Genomic DNA, 16,593 nt, shown 5'->3' with positions numbered 1-16,593 from the left:
TGCTGTGAAGCAGCAATTTCTCGGGGAAAACCCGGTCATAAAACGTCAAAACTTATCTTTTAACTTTACTAAAAGTAACGTTAGAATCGGCGGGACATTGATCCTGGAGAGCGCCTCATGAGCTGGCCTGAACCCCGAGCATTCGACGTCGATCTGGAAACCGGCCTCATGGACGGCACGGACACGCGTTACCGGAAGCATCTGCGCGATCTCGACGGCCTCTATGCCGATGCCGCCGCCTTCGCCGCGCTCGCGGCCCAGCGCGGCGACGACGTGGTGTACGACGTGACCGACCATCGCCCGAGCGCGGCGCCCGGCGATCTCATTACCGGCGTGACGCGCATGAGTCCGGGCAAGGTGGGCAACGAGTACTTCATGACGCGCGGACATATCCACGCGAACATCGACCGGCCGGAGCTGTACTTCGGCCTGAAGGGCACGGGGCTGATGCTGATGGAGTCGCCGGACGGCGACACGCGCATCATCGAGATACGCGCGAACACGGTGTGCTATGTGCCGCCGCGCTGGATCCATCGTTCGGTGAATTTCGGCGGCGAGGACTTCGTGATGCTGTTCTGCTATCCCGCCGATTCGGGCCAGGACTACGCGATCATCGAGAAGTCGAGTGGCATGAAGCTGCGCGTCGTCGATGACGGCGCGGGCGGCTATCGCACCGAACCCAATCCGGCGTATGTGGCGCGCAGCGGCGCGGACATCGACCAGTTGATCGAGCGCGCCAGCGAAGGAGCCACGCGATGACCCAGGTTGCCACGACGACATACGAGGCGGCGCGCCGCCCGACCTTCTATTTCATCGGCGTGACGACGGCGCAGAGTTCGATCATGCGGGTGTTTCCCGCATGGGCGAAACATCTGGGTTTGGGCGATGTCGAGATCAGGGGCATCGACTTCAAGCCGCATTCGAGTCCGGAAGCGTATCGGGAAGCGGTGCGTTTCCTGCGCGACGATCCGCTCTCGCTCGGCGCGCTGGTCACGACGCACAAGATCGACCTGTATGCGGCCTGCCGCGACCTGTTCGACGAGATCGACGACTACGCGCGCATCATGGGCGAGACCAGTTGTCTCTCGAAGCGCGACGGCAAGTTCGTCTGCCACGCCAAGGATCCGATCACGTCGGGCTTCGCACTCGACGGCTTCCTGCCGGAGGGGCATTTCGCGACGACCGGCGCCGAAGTCTTCTCGATGGGCGCGGGCGGTTCGACCATCGCGCTCACCTGGCATCTGATGCAGCGCAGCCGCGGCGCGGACCGGCCTTCGAAGGTGATCGTGTCGAACCGTTCGGCGGGGCGGCTGGAGGAAATCGAACGCATCCATCGCGAACTGGATCTCGGCGTGCCGTGCGAATACGTCACCGCGCCGCGCCCCGAGGACAATGATGCGGTGCTCGCGCGGCTGTCGCCCGGCGCGCTCGTGATCAACGCAACGGGTCTGGGCAAGGACGCGCCCGGCTCGCCGCTGACCGATGCGGCGGTGTTTCCCGAACGCGCCATCGCGTGGGATCTGAACTATCGCGGCGATCTGGTGTATCTCGATCAGGCGCGCGCGCAGGAGCGCGAGCGGCGCTTGCAGGTCGAAGACGGCTGGACTTACTTCATTTATGGCTGGACACGCGTGATCGCGGAAGTGTTTCATCGGGATATCGCGTCGAGCGGTCCGGCCTTCGATGAAATCTGCCGCATCGCCGCCGACGCAGGCAAGCCCGCGCCGCGCGCAGCCTCGTAAAAGCACTCGTCATCAAGGGAACGCTGAACATGTACATGGACAAATTCCGGCTCGACGGCAAGATCGCGGTCGTGACGGGCGCGGCACGCGGCATCGGCTTTGCGATTGCGGAAGCGCTCGGCGAAGCCGGCGCGCGCGTCGTGCTGACGGACTTCGACGCGAAAGCGCTGGACGAAGCCCTCGCGAAACTGGCGTCGTCAGGCGCGCAGGTGGAAGGCGAGCTGTTCGACGTCACCGATCCCGCCGCCGCGCAACGCGTCAACGATGCCGTGGTCGCGCGTCATGGACGCGTGGACGTGCTCGTCAACAACGCGGGCATCGCGATCTCGAATCATCCCGCTGAAACGATGAGCGACGAAGTGTGGGACCGCGTGATCGACGTAAACCTGAACGGCGTGTTCCGTGCCTGCCGCGCGTTCGGCAAGGGCATGCTGGAGCACGGCGGCGGCAGCATCGTGAACGTCGGCTCGATGTCGGGCTTCATCGTCAACCGGCCGCAGGAACAGGCGAACTACAACGCGTCGAAGGCGGGCGTGCATCATCTGACGCGTTCGCTGGCCGCCGAATGGGGCGCGCGCGGCGTGCGCGTGAACGCGGTTGCGCCGACTTATATCGACACGGAAATGAACCAGTACGTGTACAAGAAAGAGAATGAGGAGATGTATCGCCACTGGGTGGGCGGCACGCCGATGAACCGTCTCGGACGCGTCGATGAAGTGGCCTCCGTGGCGCTGTTCCTCGCCAGCGATGCGGCGAGCCTGATGACGGGCGCGATCGTGCTCGCGGACGGCGGCTACGCGTGCTGGTGATGCACGCCGAATCCTTCGATACGCCGCTCGCCGCGCGTCTGGCCGATGCGCGTCATGCGCCGCGCGCGGGCGAGGTCGTGTTGTACTGGCTGGGCCAGGCGGGCTTCGTTATCGATACGCCGGAAGCGCGGCTGTTGATCGATCCGTATCTGTCGGACTCGCTCGCGCAGAAGTATCGCGGCACGCGCTTTCCGCATGAGCGCATGATGCCCGCGCCCATCGCGCCGCATGATTTCGATCGCCTCGATCTGGTGTTGTGCACGCACCGGCACACGGATCACATGGACCCGGGCACGCTGCAACCGCTGGCGGAACGCTTTCCGTCGCTGCGCTTCGTGGTGCCGGAAGCATCGCTCGATGAAGCGCTCAGGCGCACCGGCGCGAGCCGCGAGCGGCTGATCCCGGTCGATGGAGGGCAGCGCGTGCCGCTCTTCGATGGCTGCACGGTGTCGCCGATCGCGTCCGCGCATGAAACGCTCGACACGGACGAAGCAGGGCGCCATCCGTGGCTCGGCTATGTGATCGAACTGCATGGCGTGCGCCTCTATCATTCGGGCGATTGCGTGCCGTATCCGCAGTTGCACGAGCGCGTGCGGCAGGCCGCGCCCGATGTCGCGCTGCTGCCTGTGAATGGCCGCGACGCCACGCGCAGCGGCAACGGCGTGCCGGGCAATTTCACGCTCGACGAAGCCGTGGAACTCGCGCGCGCCGCGCACATTCCCGCGCTGATCGCGCATCATCACGGCTTGTTCGACTTCAATACGCTCGCGCCCGAAGTGATCGACGCACGTATCGACGATGAACGCGAACACGGCGCATTGTCGATACACCGAGCGCAGACCGGCTGCGCGTGGCACATCGGCGCATCGACGCCTCGGCGCGCACGAATGGGTGAATGACATGGAGACCTTCTATCTCGCGATCGACGTGGGCACGGGCAGCGTGCGCGCCGCGCTCGTCGATTCGCGCGGCGTGGTGCGGCACATCGCGGCGCATGAGCACGAGCAGATCGTGCCGCGCTATGGCTGGTCGGAGCAGCGTCCGGCCGACTGGTGGGCGGGCGCGGCGCGTGCCATCCGCGAGGCGCTCGACAGCGTGCCCGTCGCGGCGGCGAACGTCGTGGCGGTGTGCGCGTGCGGGCAGATGCACGGCACGGTGCTGATCGACGCCGACGGACAACTCACGCGCGACACCGCGCCGCTCTGGAACGACAAGCGCACCTTCGGTCAGGTCGCGCAGTTCCGCGCGAGTCACGATGCACAGCGCTATCTGCACAAGACCGCGAATCCCGCGACGCCCGCATGGCCCGCGTTCAAGCTGCAATGGATCAAGGAGCGCGACCCGGAGGCGTACGAACGCGCGGCCACGGTGTTCATGCCGAAGGACTACGTGAACTTCCGACTGACCGGCGAGCGCGCCTGCGACTGGAGCGATGCATCGACGAGCTTCCTGATGGACCCGGTCACGCGCACGTGGTCGCGCGACATGCTCGACCTTCTCGGACTCGATGCCGCGAAGCTCGCGCCGATCCGCGCGCCGCTCGACCTGCTCGGCGCCGTGACCAAGGAAGCCGCCGCGGCGACCGGCCTGCGTGAAGGCACGCCGGTGCTGGTCGGCGGCGCGGACTATCCGGTGTCGGTGCTGGGCTCGGGCGTCTATGGCGCAGGGCAGGCTTCGGACATCACGGGCACGTCGTCGATCATCACCGTCATCGCCGATACGCCGATGCTGCATCCCGAAGTATCGAACCTCGTGACCTGCGACGGCTCCTGGGGCCGCTTCATGCTGCTCGATTCCGGCGGCGATGCGATGCGCTGGGCGCGCCGCGCCTTCCACGAAAACGCGCTGTCCTACGAGAACGTCGCGCAGAAGGCGGCGAGCGCACCGGTGGGCGCCGAAGGGCTGTTCTTCCTGCCGTACCTGACCGGCGAGCGTCTCGGCGAGCACACCAATTCGCGCGCGCAGTTCTTCGGCATCACGGCGAAGCATGGGCTGGCGCATCTGCATCGCGCGGTGCTGGAAGGCGTCGCGTTCGGCGTGCGTCGGCATATCGCGCTGCTGCAACCGGACGGCGCGAAGACGGAACGGCTCGTCGCGGCGAGCGGCGGCGCGAAGGCGTCGCTGTGGCTGAAGATCAAGGCCAGCATGTATCGCACGCCGATCCTGGTGCCCACGCAAGTGGAGTGCGGCGTGACGGGCTGCGCGATTCTCGCCGCCACCGCGCATGGACAGTTCGCGCGTCTCGCCGATGCCGTCAGCGCATTCGTGAGCTTCGAGCAGGAAGTGCTGCCCGACGAACGCGCCAGCGACACCTACGATCGCATGATGCCGATCTTTGAGCGCCTGTACCTGAACGCGCAGCAGTTCTACGACGACCTCGACCGGCTCGCCCTCGACTCTCAAGAACCCACACGATGATCAAAGCCATTCTCTGGGACATGGACGGAACCCTCGCCGAAAGCGAGGCGCTGCATCTCAGCACCTTGATCGCGGTGCTGGCGGAACATGGCATCGAAGCCGGCGACGAAATGCATCCGCTGATCTTCGGCAAGACCGGGCGCGAAGTGCATGCGCTGTGCTGCGAGCGGTTCGGCCTGTCCACGCCGTTTGCCGCGTGGTCCGCGTTTCGCGCCCGCGCCTATCTCGACGGCGCGCCGCATCTCGTGCCGCGTCCGGGTGCGCTGGAGGTGTATCGCGCGGCGCAACGGGCGGGGATTGCGCAAGGCATCGTGTCGAACTCGTCGCGCATGTTGCTCGAAGCCAATCTGCGCGCGCTCGGCCTCGAAGAGCCGCAGCTCGTGACCGTGAGCGCCAACGACGTGCGCATGGGCAAGCCCAGCCCCGAGCCCTACGAACGCGCCGCGTGGCTGATGCGCGCGCTGCCCGCCGAGGTGATCGTTGTCGAAGACAGTCCGACCGGTGCGCGCGCGGCCATCGCCGCGAACATGCGCGTGCTCGGCTGGCCGCCCGACGAAGCCGGCGCCGCGCTGTTTCCGCCGCAAGCGCATATCGTCTTCACGCCGGACAAACTGGCGCGGGCGCTCGGCCTGACTGATGTCTCCCTCGCCGGACAGACGGACGATCATGCCTAGAACCAGCATCTTTCCTTCGCGCTATGTGCAGGGCGCGGGCGCACTCGAGCAACTTGGCGCGGAACTCGCGCGCCTCGGCACGCACGCGGCGTGTCTCGTGGACAGCAGCGTTGCCGCGTTGATCGAACCTGCACTGGCGAAGACCGACGGCGTGCGCGTGCAGATGCGCAAGCAGGACGCGGCCTGCACCGAACGCGCCATCGCCGATGCGGCCGCGTGGGTCAGGCATTGCGGCGCGGATATCGTCGTGTCGTTCGGCGGCGGCAAGGTCGTGGATATCGGCCGCGCGGCGGCGGACGATCTGCGGCTGCCGTTCGTCTGCGTGCCGACCATCGCGGCGTCGGATGCGCCGTGCTCGGCGCTCGCCGTCATCTACGACGAAGCGGGGCACGTGGTGCGCGACCGCTTCGTGCGGCGCAATCCCGATCTCGTGCTGCTCGACACTGCGTTGATCGTCGCGGCGCCGGTGCGCTTCTTCATCGCGGGGATCGGCGACGCCCTCGCGACCTTCTACGAAGCCGATGCCTGCCGGCGCTCCGGCGCGCGCAATCTGTGCGGCGGCGTGGGCACCGCGCTCGCCTTCGAGGCCGCGCGGCTGTGCCGCGACACGCTGTTCGCGCATGCGGTGGACGCCGTCGCCGATTGCAGGCGCAAGACCGTGACGCTGGCGTTCGACGCGACGCTGGAAGCCACCGTGCTGCTGTCGGGGCTCGGCTTCGAGTCGGGCGGCGTCGCGGCGGCGCATGCGATCCATCACGGACTGGCGCAACTCGACAGCACGCACGGCGTCCTGCATGGCGAGAAAGTGGCGATCGGCACGTTGGCTTCCTTGTTCCTGTGGCCGTGCGCGGACAGCGAACGCCGCCGCGTGTTCACGTTCTGCAAGGCGGTGGGCTTGCCGACGCGTCTCGCCGATATCCACGTGGACGCGGCCGACCGTACGGCATTGCTGCGCGTCGCGGAGCGTGCGTGTCGCGAGGGCGAAATCATTCATAACGAACCGTATCCGGTGAACGCCGGCATGGTCGTCGCCGCGCTCGATGCGATGGATCGCTACGCCGCGTTGATGGATCACGCCGAACCCGCCACCACCCTTTGAACGAGGACGATCACATGGAACAGGCATTTCGCGCAGGACTTTTCGAAGGCAGGACCGTGCTCGTGTCGGGCGCGACGAGCGGTATCGGCCTCGCGATTGCAAGCGGCTTTGCGGCGCTCTCGGCGCGAGTGATCGCCACGGGCAGTTCCGATGCGAAGCTCGCTTCCCTGCGCGCGGATCGCACGCTGGAAGGCATCCGTTTCGAGAAGCTCGACGTGCGCAGTCCCGGCGACATCGTGGACTTCGTCGCGCAACTGGATGAACTCGATGTGCTGGTGAATGCCGCGGGCGTCGCACGTCCCGCCGACGAATACACGGACGCGGTGTTCCAGGAAGTGCTCGACGTGAACCTGAGCGCGGCGATGCGTCTTTCGATGGCGGCGCGCGACCGGCTCGAATCCCGGCGCGGCGCGATCATCAACATCGCCTCGATGCTGAGTTTCATGGCCGACGCCGACGTGCCCGCGTATTGCGCGAGCAAGTCGGGCATCGTCGGGCTGACGCGCGCGCTGGCCCATGCTTTCGGACCGGCGGGCGTGCGCGTCAATGCAGTGGCGCCGGGATACCATCGCACGGACATGACGAAGGCGCTGTGGCAGGACCCGGCGAAGGCGGACAAGATCGCGGCGCGCAGCGCGCTCAAGCGCTGGGGCGAGGCGGAGGATCTGGTGGGCGCGGTGACGTTTCTCGCATCGCCGGCTGCGGCGTTCGTCACGGGCGTTACCTTGCCCGTGGACGGCGGCTATCTGACCGGCGCGTGAGGCCGCGCGCGGGTCATAGCTGTTGCGTGATTTGCGGAACGGCCTCGAACAGATCGCCGACGAGTCCATAGTCCGCGATGCTGAAAATCGGCGCCTCGGCATCCTTGTTGACGGCGACGATGACCTTCGAATCCTTCATGCCGGCCAGATGCTGGATCGCGCCCGAGATGCCGACCGCCACGTACAACTGCGGCGCGACGATCTTCCCGGTCTGTCCGACCTGCCAGTCGTTGGGCGCGAAGCCTGAATCCACGGCCGCGCGCGACGCGCCCACGGCCGCACCGAGCTTCTGCGCGAGCGGGTCGAGGATGGCGAAGTTATCCGCGCTGCCGAGTCCGCGCCCGCCCGACACGACAATGCGCGCCGAGGTCAGTTCGGGCCGCTCGCTGACGGCAATCTCGCGGCGCACGAAGCGGGCGCGGCCGTTCACAGCCACCGCGTCGCGCGTGTCGATTTGCGCGTTGCCACCTGACGCGGCGGCAGCATCGAACGCGGTGGTGCGGATCGTCGCGACCTTGATCGCGTCGCCGCACTGCACGGTGGCGATCGCATTGCCCGCATAGATCGGGCGATCGAAGGTATCGGCGTCGTGAATGGCGATGACATCCGACATCTGCGACGCATCGAGCTTTGCGGCCACACGCGGCGCGACGTTCTTGCCCGCCGCCGTCGCCGCGAAGAACAGATGCGTATACGACGGCGCCAGCATCAGCACCTGCGCGGCGAGCGCTTCGGCGAGGCCGTCGGCGAGTTGCGGCGCGTCGATCAGGATCACGCGCTCCACGCCCTCGATGGCGCTGGCCGCTTCCGCCGCACCGCGTGCATCATGACCCGCGACCAGCACATGCACACCGTTCTGCAACTGCTGCGCGGCGCTCACCGCGTTGAGCGTCGCGGCCTTGATGCGGGCGCCTTCGTGTTCGGCAATGACGAGAGTGGTCATTCAGATTACCTTCGCTTCGTTGCGGAGTTTGTCGATGAGCGCGGCCACGTCCATCACGCGCACGCCGGCCTGGCGCGCGGGCGGTTCCTTCACGGTGAGCGTCTTCAGGCGCGGCGCAGGATCGACGCCGAGTTCCGCCGGCCTCAGCGTATCGACCGGCTTTTTCTTCGCCTTCATGATGTTGGGCAGCGTCACGTAGCGCGGCTCGTTCAGGCGCAGGTCCGTCGTGACGATGGCCGGCAACGTGAGTTCGATCACTTCGAGCCCGCCGTCCACTTCACGCGTGACCGTGGCCGTGTCCGTGCCGATCTCGATGCGACTGGCGAACGTGGCCTGCGGCCAGTCGAGCAGCGCGGCGAGCAACTGGCCGGTCTGGCCCGCATCGTCGTCGATGGCCTGCTTGCCGAGAATCACCAGCTGCGCCTCTTCGCGCTCGACCGCCGCCTTCAGCAGCTTCGCGACGGCCAGCGGCTGCAATTCCGCATCGGTGTGGATGTGCACGCCGCGATCCGCGCCGATGGCCAGCGCCGTGCGCAGCGTCTCCGCGCTCTGCGCCGGGCCGCAGGTCATCGCGATCACTTCGCTTGCATGACCGGCTTCCTTCAGCCGCACGGCGGCTTCCACGGCGATCTCGTCGAACGGGTTCATCGACATCTTCACGTTGCTCGTCTCGACACCGCTGTGGTCCGCCTTCACGCGGACGTTCACGTTGTAATCGACGACACGCTTCACTGCTGCCATGACTTTCATGCCTGGACCTTCCTCAGGAAACCGCGCCGACGCCGTACTTGCCGGTCAGCAAGGCGCCAGTCGCGAAACGTTCGATGGAATACGGCGCGAGCGAGACCTCGGTCGGCAGGCCGAGCGCGGCTTGCGCGAGCACCAGGCCGACGGTCGGCGAGAGCTTGAAGCCGTGACCGGAAAAGCCATAGCCGATCACCAGTCCGTCGATGCCGGGCAAGCCGCCGAGGACAGGATTCCAGTCGGGCGTGACGTCGTACACGCCGGTCCACGACGAGGCAATGCCCGCCGCTTCGTAGGCCGGAAAGCGCTCGGCGACCTGCGCGCCGACTTCGACGACATAGTCCATCGGAATGTCGCCTTGTTCGGTGTCGGCGTGGTCGAGCTTTTCGCCGGCGGTGCCTTCGCTCACCAGCATCTGATTGCCGCCGTAGCTGCGGTAATAGAGCATGCCCGGCGACGCGAGGTCCTTGAACACCGGCATCTGGTACGTGTAAGCGGCGCCTGCGCATTCCAGCGCGAGCACCGCATGACGTTCGGGCGAGACCGGCAAGGTCTGGCCGGTCCAGCCGGCGAGTTCGGGCGTCCAGATGTTCTGCGTGCTGACGACCATCGAGGCGGCGAAATCGCCCGCGCTGGTCGAGACGCCGCGCACCTTGCCGTTGTCGATCAACAAGCGGTTCACCGTGACGTTCTCGCGTATCGTCACGCCGCCGCGCCGTGCGGCGCGCGCAAAGCTCGTCGCGGTCAGATAGGCATCGGCGAAACCGGCTTCGGGTTCGAAGCCGATCAGGGCGGCATCGTCGAAGCGGGCGATCGGCATCAGTTCGTGCGCCTGCTGCGCGCTCAGCAATTCGAGCGGAATGCCTTGTTGCTGCTGCTGTTCGAGCGAGGCGCGCAAGGGTTCGACCTTGTCGCCCTCGGCCGCGACGATCATGTAGCCGCTCTTCACGAGGCCGCATGACGCTTCGTCGTCGCCGAGATATGCCGCGAAGTCGTTGAACACGGCCCACGACTTGCGCGCGAGCTGGACGTTTTCCTTCACCGAATAATGCGTGCGCAGAATGCCGGACGATTGCGAGGTCGTGCCCGCGCCGATGGTCGCGCGGTCCAGCACGAGCACGTTCTTCGCGCCGAGCTTTTGCAGGTGGAACGCGACCGACGTGCCGACTACGCCGGCCCCGATTACCACCACGTCATAAGTATTCACGGTTGCGCTTCCTTTGCGATGCGGATGATGGATGCAGTGTGCCGCGCCGCCTGCGCCGCGCGGCGTTCATAAGGAACAACGATGCTAAGCAGAAGCGCGGGCACGCCACGGGTGTCAGGCAGCGCCTTCCAGTCCCTTCATGACTTCGGCCTGCACGGTTTCCCAGATCGACTTCTTCATCTCGAGATACGCGGGCGAGAGCTGCACTTCGGCGGAGCGGGGCATCGGCAGGTCGTTGCGGATGTCCTGCACGATGCGTCCCGGCTTCGCGCCCATCACGATCATGCGCGTGGAGAGCATCAGCGCTTCGTCGATCGAATGCGTAATGAAGACGATGGTCTTGCCGCTCTTCTCGTACAGCGAAAGAAGCTGTTCCTGGAGCACCTGGCGCGTCATGGCATCGAGTGCGGCGAAGGGTTCGTCGAGCAGCATCACGTCGGGGTCGTTGGCGAGCACGCGCGCAATCGACACCCGCTGCTTCATGCCGCCCGAGAGCCTGCCGGGATAACTGTCCTCGAAGCCCTTCAGGCCCACCGCCTCGATATGACGGCGCGCGGCCTCACGCCGCTCCGCCTTGCTGACGCCGCGCATCTTGAGACCGAACGCCACGTTCTCGCTGACCGTCTTCCACGGGAACAGCGCATATTGCTGGAACACCATGCCGCAGGCCGGCTCGATGTCCTTCACCACCTTGTCGTGAACGAGCACGCGGCCTTGCGTCGGCTGCTCGAAGCCGGAGATCATGTTGAGCATCGTCGACTTGCCGCAACCCGATGCGCCGAGCAGCACGACGAATTCGCCCCGGGCGATATCGAGGTTGACTTCCTTCAGCACCTGCAACGCGCCATAGCTTTTCGCGACGCCTTCGAGGCGGATCATCGGCGCATTCATCGTTGCCATGACAGCACCCCGCGTTCGATGAGGCGAAACACGGCATCGGTAATCAGCACCGTGATGCTGATGAGCACCATGCCGAGCACGACCGTGTCGGTCTGGAAGAACTCGCGTCCGTTCATGATCATGAAGCCCAGGCCTTGCTGCGCGGCGACGAGTTCGGCGGAGATCACGCAGGTCCACGAGAGGCCGAGAATCACCTTCATGCCGGACAGGATCTGCGGGATGCAACCCGGCAGGATCACTTCGACCATCACCTGCCAGCGGTTCGCGCCGAGATTGCGCGCGGCGCGGATGAAGATCGGGTCGATACGGCGTGTGGCGTCGATCACATACAGCAGCGCGGGCGCGAACGAGCCCATGAAGACGATGCTGTACTTCTGCGTTTCGGTGATGCCGAACCACAGCAGCGACAGCGGGATCCAGCTCATCGAGGGCAGCGGGCGCAGGAACGACAGCAGCGGATCGAACACGGCGCGCGCCACGCGTGACGTGCCGAGCACGATGCCGAGCGGGATCGACACCAGCGCGGCCGCAAGGAAGCCGACCATCACGCGGCGCGTCGAGGCGAGCACGTGGTCGAGCAGCGCATGCTGGTTCCACATGCGGATGCCGCGCGCCAGCACCTGCGACGGCGCGGGCAGGAACACGGGATCGACCAGGCCGGCGCGGCAGATGAGTTCCCACAGCAGCAGGAAGCCGATCAACGAGCAGGCGCTGACGACGAACAGACCGCCGCCGTCACGCCATCTACGATTGGAGGCCATCCGCGCGCGCTCAGAGATAAGTTGCGTTGATCCAGTCCGCCACCTTCGGCGACTGATCGATCTGCTTCAGGTCGACGAGCATGTCCGAGAGCTTCTGCACGCCATCGACGAACGGCCCCGGCTTGCCGCCGTTGCCCACGAAGAGCGCCTTCTGCTGCGCGTGCGAATACCACTGGGTCTGCTTGAGGACGGCCATCTGTTCGTCCTGGGACAGGCTGGTGAGCGTCATCAGGATCGGCGCGGCTTTTTCGGGCTGTTGCATCATCAGGTCGTTGGCTTGCGCGATGCCTTGCAGGAAGGCCTTCGGCACTTCGGGATGCGCGCTCGCGAAGGCCGTGCGGACCAGCAGCACGTCCGGTCCCGGCGTCAGCTGGAACTGCTTGTAGAGCGAGAACGACGAATCGTCGAGCAGCAGCTTCGTGTCGGGCAGGGCGCGGATGCGGTCGAAGGTCGGCGTCCATGCGGCGGCGGCGTCGATCTGGTTGCCGCGATAGGCGGTGAGCAGTTCAGTGGCCGGCAGATTGATGATGCTGACGTCCTTGGTCGGGTCCATGTTGGCCTGGCGCAGCACGTCGAGCAGCAGCACATGCGAACTCGACGCATAGGTGACGCCGATCTTCTTGCCTTTCAGATCCGCGAGCGACTTCACGTTCGCATGCACCAGCAAGCCTTCGGACTTGCCAAAGTTGTTGGGCGTGGTGATGAGCTGAAATTGCTTCGCGCCGTTGGCCATCAGCGCGAGCGCCGAGACGACGCCCGTGCCGGCGATATCGAGGTTTCCCGACATCACCGCGCCCATGCGCGCGGAGGAGGTCGAGAACGACTGCCAGCGACAGTCGATGCCGAGCTTCGTGAAGATGTCGGTCTTCATCGCGACATAGGCCGCGTAGTGCCCGAGCCATGCCGAGCCGCCGTAGTTGACGGGGACAGCCGCCGCGCGCGCCAGCGGCGCGAAGCCTGCCGAGATGCCCGCCGTGGCGGCGGCCGCGCCGATCCAGGAAGCCTGCTTCAGAAAAGTGCGGCGACTGCTTGTCATCGTTATGTCCGTCCGAATGAGAGGTTTGAACCGGCGGCGTGCCCGGGGTGATCTGGTCCGCCATCGATGGTAGTGGCGAACGCGTGCTCGCCATAAAGCGGGTTGCCGAATCAGCAACTCTTATGTTTTGAAGCAGTTGCGCTAATTCGATGCTGCATTGCCCACTGCTCCGGCTTCTGCCGCGTGGGTATCGAAGAGATGGGCGGGCATGCCCGGCAGGGCCGCATGCAGACCGGGCGCGATCACGTCGCGCGTCACGGCGATGGACTCGCGCGACACGGCTTCGGCCATCGCGGACCATTCGGAACGGCGCGTGAGGATGTAGAAGTCCCGGTGCCCGATGCGCGTGAGAGGCAGCGGCACGACCGTCACGTCCGGCAGATGTGCACGCGATTGCCACAGGCACAGCGGCGAAGTGATCGCGCAACCGAAGCCGGACGCGACGAGACTGAGCAGCGGATCGGTGTCATCGAACTCGTAGCGGTTCGGCGCGTGGAAGTTCATGTGCTTGACGAGCCGCTCCACCTGTTGCCCGATCAGCGAGCGCCCGGTGTAGCGCAACAGCGGCAGTTCACGCACGACGTCGTGGAAGTTGCGCGGTGGGTGTTCCGCGCAGAAGGCCTTCGGCGCGACGGCGACAAAGGTCTCCGAAAACAGCGGACGCAATTCGACACGGCGCGGATCGAGTGTCGCGTCCGTGCAGATGGCGAGATCGAGTTCGCGGTTGGCGAGTTGTTCGCTCAGGATCGGCGTGAGACCGGACCACATCGAAAGCGTCTTCATGCGCTCCGCCAGCCGCTGCACGATGAACGGCCCGACACTGGCGGCGAACGAGTCCACGCAGCCGATACGCAGGCTCGACACGCCTTCGCTCGTCGCCGTCCGCACGTTGTGCGAGACCGCCTGCGCATGTTCGAGCAGCCCGCCCGCCTGCTCGAACAGGATGCGTCCCGCCGCGTTGGGCCGCACGGGCCGGAACTCGCGGTCGAACAGCGCGACGCCCTGTTCGCGCTCCAGCGCGGCGATCAGCTGGCTCACCGCGCTCTGCGTGACGCCGAGCACGCGGGCGGCTTCGGTCATCGAGCGCGTCTCGCATACCGCGACGAACGCCTGCAACGCGCGCAGGTCCACCCCGACGAATGTATTTCGCATGGCATCCTCCTGCGCGCCATAATAGCGGGCACAAGCATCGAACACGGCGTCTTCGCGGGTGCGCTTGCTGCTCAGCGAAGGCTTGCATCGTCAACCCCACGTCGCGCGCCTTGGTCACTCACTCTTCTTCATCCGCCGCCGTGCCGCCGCGCCGGTTCGTGTTCCTGCTGGCCGAAGGCCTCTCGATGATGAGCCTCTCGTCCGCCATCGAGCCTTTGCGCTCGGCCAACCGCCTCGCGGGAGAAACGCTCTACGGCTGGACGCTTGCGAGCCTCGATGGCGAGCCGGTCGAGTCATCGAATGGCATTGCGCTGGCGGCGCGCAGCTTCGACGACGTGTATAAGGAGGCCGACTACGTGTTCATCTGCGGCGGCCTGCGTCTCGCGCCCGCGCAGGAACCGGCCTTCGTCGCGGCGCTGAAGCGCGCGGCGCGCACGGGCGCGGTGATCGGCTCGCTGTCGACGGCAACCTGGCTGCTCGCGCTTGCTGGCCTGCTCGACGGCTATCACTGCACGATTCACTGGGAGAACCTGCCGGCCTTTACGGAAGCCTTTCCCGATCTGCTGTGCAGCAGCCGGCTGTTCGACATCGATCGCGACCGCATGACGTGCTCGGGCGGCATCGCGGCGATGGACATGATGCTGCAGCTCATCAAGACGCAGCATGGCAGCGATCTGGCGGTGCGCGTCGCCAACCAGTTCCACCACGAACGCATGCGCGACACCGCCGACAACCAGCGCGGCTGGCGCGACCAGAATCACGCGAGCCTGCCGCGCGGCATTCGCCGGGCCATCGAGATGATGCGCGCGAACGTGGAGACGCCGGTGCAGATCAACGATATCGGTTCCGCGATCGGCATGACGTCGCGGCAGATGGAGCGCCTGTTCCTGCGGCATCTGAACGCGACGCCCGCGCGCTATTACGTGCAGCTAAGGCTGGAGCGCGCGCACGACATGCTGACGTATTCGAGCGTGCCCGTAGCCGATGTGGCGGTGGCGACGGGCTTTGCGTCGCCGTCGCATCTGGCGCGCTGGGTGCGCCGGGCGTACGGCATCAGCCCGACGGAATTGCGCGCGGCGCAGCCGCGCTCCTGAGCTTCTACGCGGCTTCCAGTACGGGCGCCGCAGCGCGCAACGGCAACGGCAGCCAGCCCTGCAATTCGCGCCAGTTCGGCTCCAGTTCGGCGAAGCGCGCGAGCGAGAGCGATGACAGATCGGCGAACCCGCAATGCCCGTCCACGACGAGATCGCGGATTGCGTGCCCGCTCGCCGGCGACAAGCCAAAGCCCACGCTCGACAAGGTCGCGACCGTCACGTTGCTTTGCGCCGCCGGCCGATCGATCACGGGCCGTCCATCCGGCGTGTTCTCGATATAGCCCGCCCAGCTGCGGATGACCTTCGCATGCGCGGCCTTCGGCAGCAGGGCCGCGAGCCGGGCCGCGATGCTGCATTGAAGCGGCGTCGAATGTGGACGGACTTTCGGGACGTCGTCGAGCGCGAGCCATTCGTGCGGTCCGCCGCCATACGCAAGATTGCCGCGCAGCGTCTGCCGTCCATACAGTCCGTTGCCGTCGATACCGCCCAGCGGCATCAGCGGCAGCGGCTCGGTGACGATCATCTCCGCGCGCGCGGCCGCCAGCGGCACGTCGATGCCGAGCTGCGCCGCCAGCACGCCGGTATGCGGTCCGGCCGCGATGACCAGATGGTCACAGGCAAACTCCCCTGCGGGCGTCTGCACCGCGGAGACGCGTCCGCCTTGCGAGACGAAACCCGTCACCGGCGTGTGTTGCAGGATGCGCCCGCCGTGATCCTCCATGGCCCACGCATAAGCCTGCAACGTGCGATGCGGATTCGCATGGCCGCCGAAGTGATAGAAGTAACCGGCATGCACGTTGTCGCCCGCGAGCGGCACGAGTTCGCGCACCTGCTTCGCGTCGAGCACGTCGGAGCGCAGTCCGTGATGTTCGCCGTTCTCCAGCGCGCGCCGGTAGAGGATGAACTGCTGTTCGTCCAGTGCGATGCGGATGCGTTCGCGGCAGAACTCGGTCGGATAGCCGAGCAGTTCGTCCATCATCGGCCAGAGGCGCTGCTCTTCCATGAAAAGCGGGCTGTGATGATGCGAACAGCCGCCGCCGTTGCGCCCCGACGCGCCCCAGCCCAGCATGCCTGCTTCGAGCACCAGCACGTCGATGCCCTCGCGCGCGAGCCACCATCCCGCCGACAATCCCGTCACCCCGCCGCCGACGATGACGACCGATGCGCCCTTGACCGTGCCGCCGTCCGTGGTCTTGCCTGCTGCCGATGTGTTCATGCCTGCGTGCCTCGATTGCGATTGGGAGTTGCCTTTG

17 protein-coding genes are annotated in these 16,593 nt (G+C 66.2%); 9 read left to right on the top strand and 8 right to left on the bottom strand.

The features are described 5' to 3' along the window. Positions 1-117 precede the first annotated feature (117 nt). The 8 genes from QCE69_RS33160 to QCE69_RS33125 are packed head-to-tail and all read left to right on the top strand — an operon-like array spanning position 118 to position 7,503. Positions 118-759 carry a glucose-6-phosphate isomerase gene (locus QCE69_RS33160; RefSeq protein WP_309935161.1) on the top strand — a complete coding sequence of 214 codons (642 nt, stop codon included), beginning with the start codon at positions 118-120 and terminating at the stop codon, positions 757-759. Continuing rightward, positions 756-1,742 carry a shikimate dehydrogenase gene (locus QCE69_RS33155; protein ID WP_309935160.1) on the top strand — a complete coding sequence of 329 codons (987 nt, stop codon included), beginning with the start codon at positions 756-758 and terminating at the stop codon, positions 1,740-1,742. Before QCE69_RS33160 ends, QCE69_RS33155 begins: the two co-directional genes overlap by 4 nt. A 29-nt stretch (positions 1,743-1,771) precedes the next feature. Next, a complete protein-coding gene (locus QCE69_RS33150; protein ID WP_309935158.1) occupies positions 1,772-2,551 on the top strand; it encodes an SDR family NAD(P)-dependent oxidoreductase in 780 nt (259 codons plus the stop codon). Beyond that, positions 2,551-3,450 (top strand): MBL fold metallo-hydrolase, encoded by a 900-nt coding sequence (locus QCE69_RS33145; protein WP_309935438.1) that lies wholly within the window; start codon positions 2,551-2,553, stop codon positions 3,448-3,450. Before QCE69_RS33150 ends, QCE69_RS33145 begins: the two co-directional genes overlap by 1 nt. A gap of 1 nt (position 3,451) precedes the next feature. After that, positions 3,452-4,969: an FGGY family carbohydrate kinase gene (locus QCE69_RS33140; protein WP_309935156.1), complete on the top strand. Its 1,518-nt coding sequence runs from the start codon at positions 3,452-3,454 to the stop codon at positions 4,967-4,969. Beyond that, on the top strand, positions 4,966-5,643 hold the full coding sequence (locus QCE69_RS33135) for an HAD family phosphatase (RefSeq protein ID WP_309935155.1): 678 nt from the start codon (positions 4,966-4,968) through the stop codon (positions 5,641-5,643). Before QCE69_RS33140 ends, QCE69_RS33135 begins: the two co-directional genes overlap by 4 nt. Continuing rightward, a complete protein-coding gene (locus QCE69_RS33130) occupies positions 5,636-6,742 on the top strand; it encodes a glycerol dehydrogenase (protein WP_309935153.1) in 1,107 nt (368 codons plus the stop codon). The genes QCE69_RS33135 and QCE69_RS33130 overlap by 8 nt, the downstream gene beginning before the upstream one ends. A 14-nt stretch (positions 6,743-6,756) precedes the next feature. Further along, the gene (locus QCE69_RS33125; RefSeq protein WP_309926949.1) at positions 6,757-7,503 is read left to right on the top strand and encodes an SDR family oxidoreductase; all 747 of its coding nucleotides are present in this window, start codon (positions 6,757-6,759) and stop codon (positions 7,501-7,503) included. Between the two features lie 13 nt (positions 7,504-7,516). Here QCE69_RS33125 and QCE69_RS33120 read toward each other — a convergent pair whose 3' ends face one another. From QCE69_RS33120 to QCE69_RS33090, 7 genes are all read right to left on the bottom strand, one after another. Beyond that, entirely contained in the window at positions 7,517-8,446 is a 930-nt protein-coding gene (locus tag QCE69_RS33120; RefSeq protein ID WP_309926947.1) for an FAD-binding protein, read from the bottom strand. Beyond that, positions 8,447-9,196 carry an electron transfer flavoprotein subunit beta/FixA family protein gene (locus QCE69_RS33115; RefSeq protein WP_309935151.1) on the bottom strand — a complete coding sequence of 250 codons (750 nt, stop codon included), beginning with the start codon at positions 9,194-9,196 and terminating at the stop codon, positions 8,447-8,449. It abuts the gene before it with no gap. A 13-nt stretch (positions 9,197-9,209) separates the two neighbouring features. Beyond that, complete coding sequence (locus tag QCE69_RS33110; protein WP_309935150.1) at positions 9,210-10,397, bottom strand: FAD-binding oxidoreductase; 1,188 nt, start codon at positions 10,395-10,397, stop codon at positions 9,210-9,212. A 114-nt stretch (positions 10,398-10,511) separates the two neighbouring features. Next, the gene (locus QCE69_RS33105) at positions 10,512-11,297 is read right to left on the bottom strand and encodes an ABC transporter ATP-binding protein (protein WP_309926941.1); all 786 of its coding nucleotides are present in this window, start codon (positions 11,295-11,297) and stop codon (positions 10,512-10,514) included. Beyond that, the gene (locus QCE69_RS33100) at positions 11,285-12,058 is read right to left on the bottom strand and encodes an ABC transporter permease (RefSeq protein ID WP_309935148.1); all 774 of its coding nucleotides are present in this window, start codon (positions 12,056-12,058) and stop codon (positions 11,285-11,287) included. The genes QCE69_RS33105 and QCE69_RS33100 overlap by 13 nt, the downstream gene beginning before the upstream one ends. 10 nt (positions 12,059-12,068) lie before the next feature. Continuing rightward, entirely contained in the window at positions 12,069-13,094 is a 1,026-nt protein-coding gene (locus QCE69_RS33095; RefSeq protein WP_309935147.1) for an ABC transporter substrate-binding protein, read from the bottom strand. A 141-nt stretch (positions 13,095-13,235) separates the two neighbouring features. Continuing rightward, entirely contained in the window at positions 13,236-14,246 is a 1,011-nt protein-coding gene (locus QCE69_RS33090; RefSeq protein WP_309935145.1) for a LysR family transcriptional regulator, read from the bottom strand. Positions 14,247-14,356: 110 nt separating this feature from the next. Between QCE69_RS33090 and QCE69_RS33085 the strand changes: the two genes are divergently transcribed. Further along, a complete protein-coding gene (locus QCE69_RS33085; RefSeq protein WP_309926928.1) occupies positions 14,357-15,340 on the top strand; it encodes a GlxA family transcriptional regulator in 984 nt (327 codons plus the stop codon). A 4-nt stretch (positions 15,341-15,344) separates the two neighbouring features. Here QCE69_RS33085 and QCE69_RS33080 read toward each other — a convergent pair whose 3' ends face one another. Beyond that, a complete protein-coding gene (locus QCE69_RS33080; RefSeq protein WP_309926926.1) occupies positions 15,345-16,556 on the bottom strand; it encodes an FAD-binding oxidoreductase in 1,212 nt (403 codons plus the stop codon). Between the last annotated feature and the right edge of the window lie 37 nt (positions 16,557-16,593).

Origin of the sequence: Caballeronia sp. LZ032, from assembly GCF_031451315.1 — a bacterium.
GTDB lineage: Bacteria > Pseudomonadota > Gammaproteobacteria > Burkholderiales > Burkholderiaceae > Caballeronia.
Note: the sequence above shows the minus strand (reverse complement) of the source record. Positions and strands in the feature narration are given on the sequence as shown.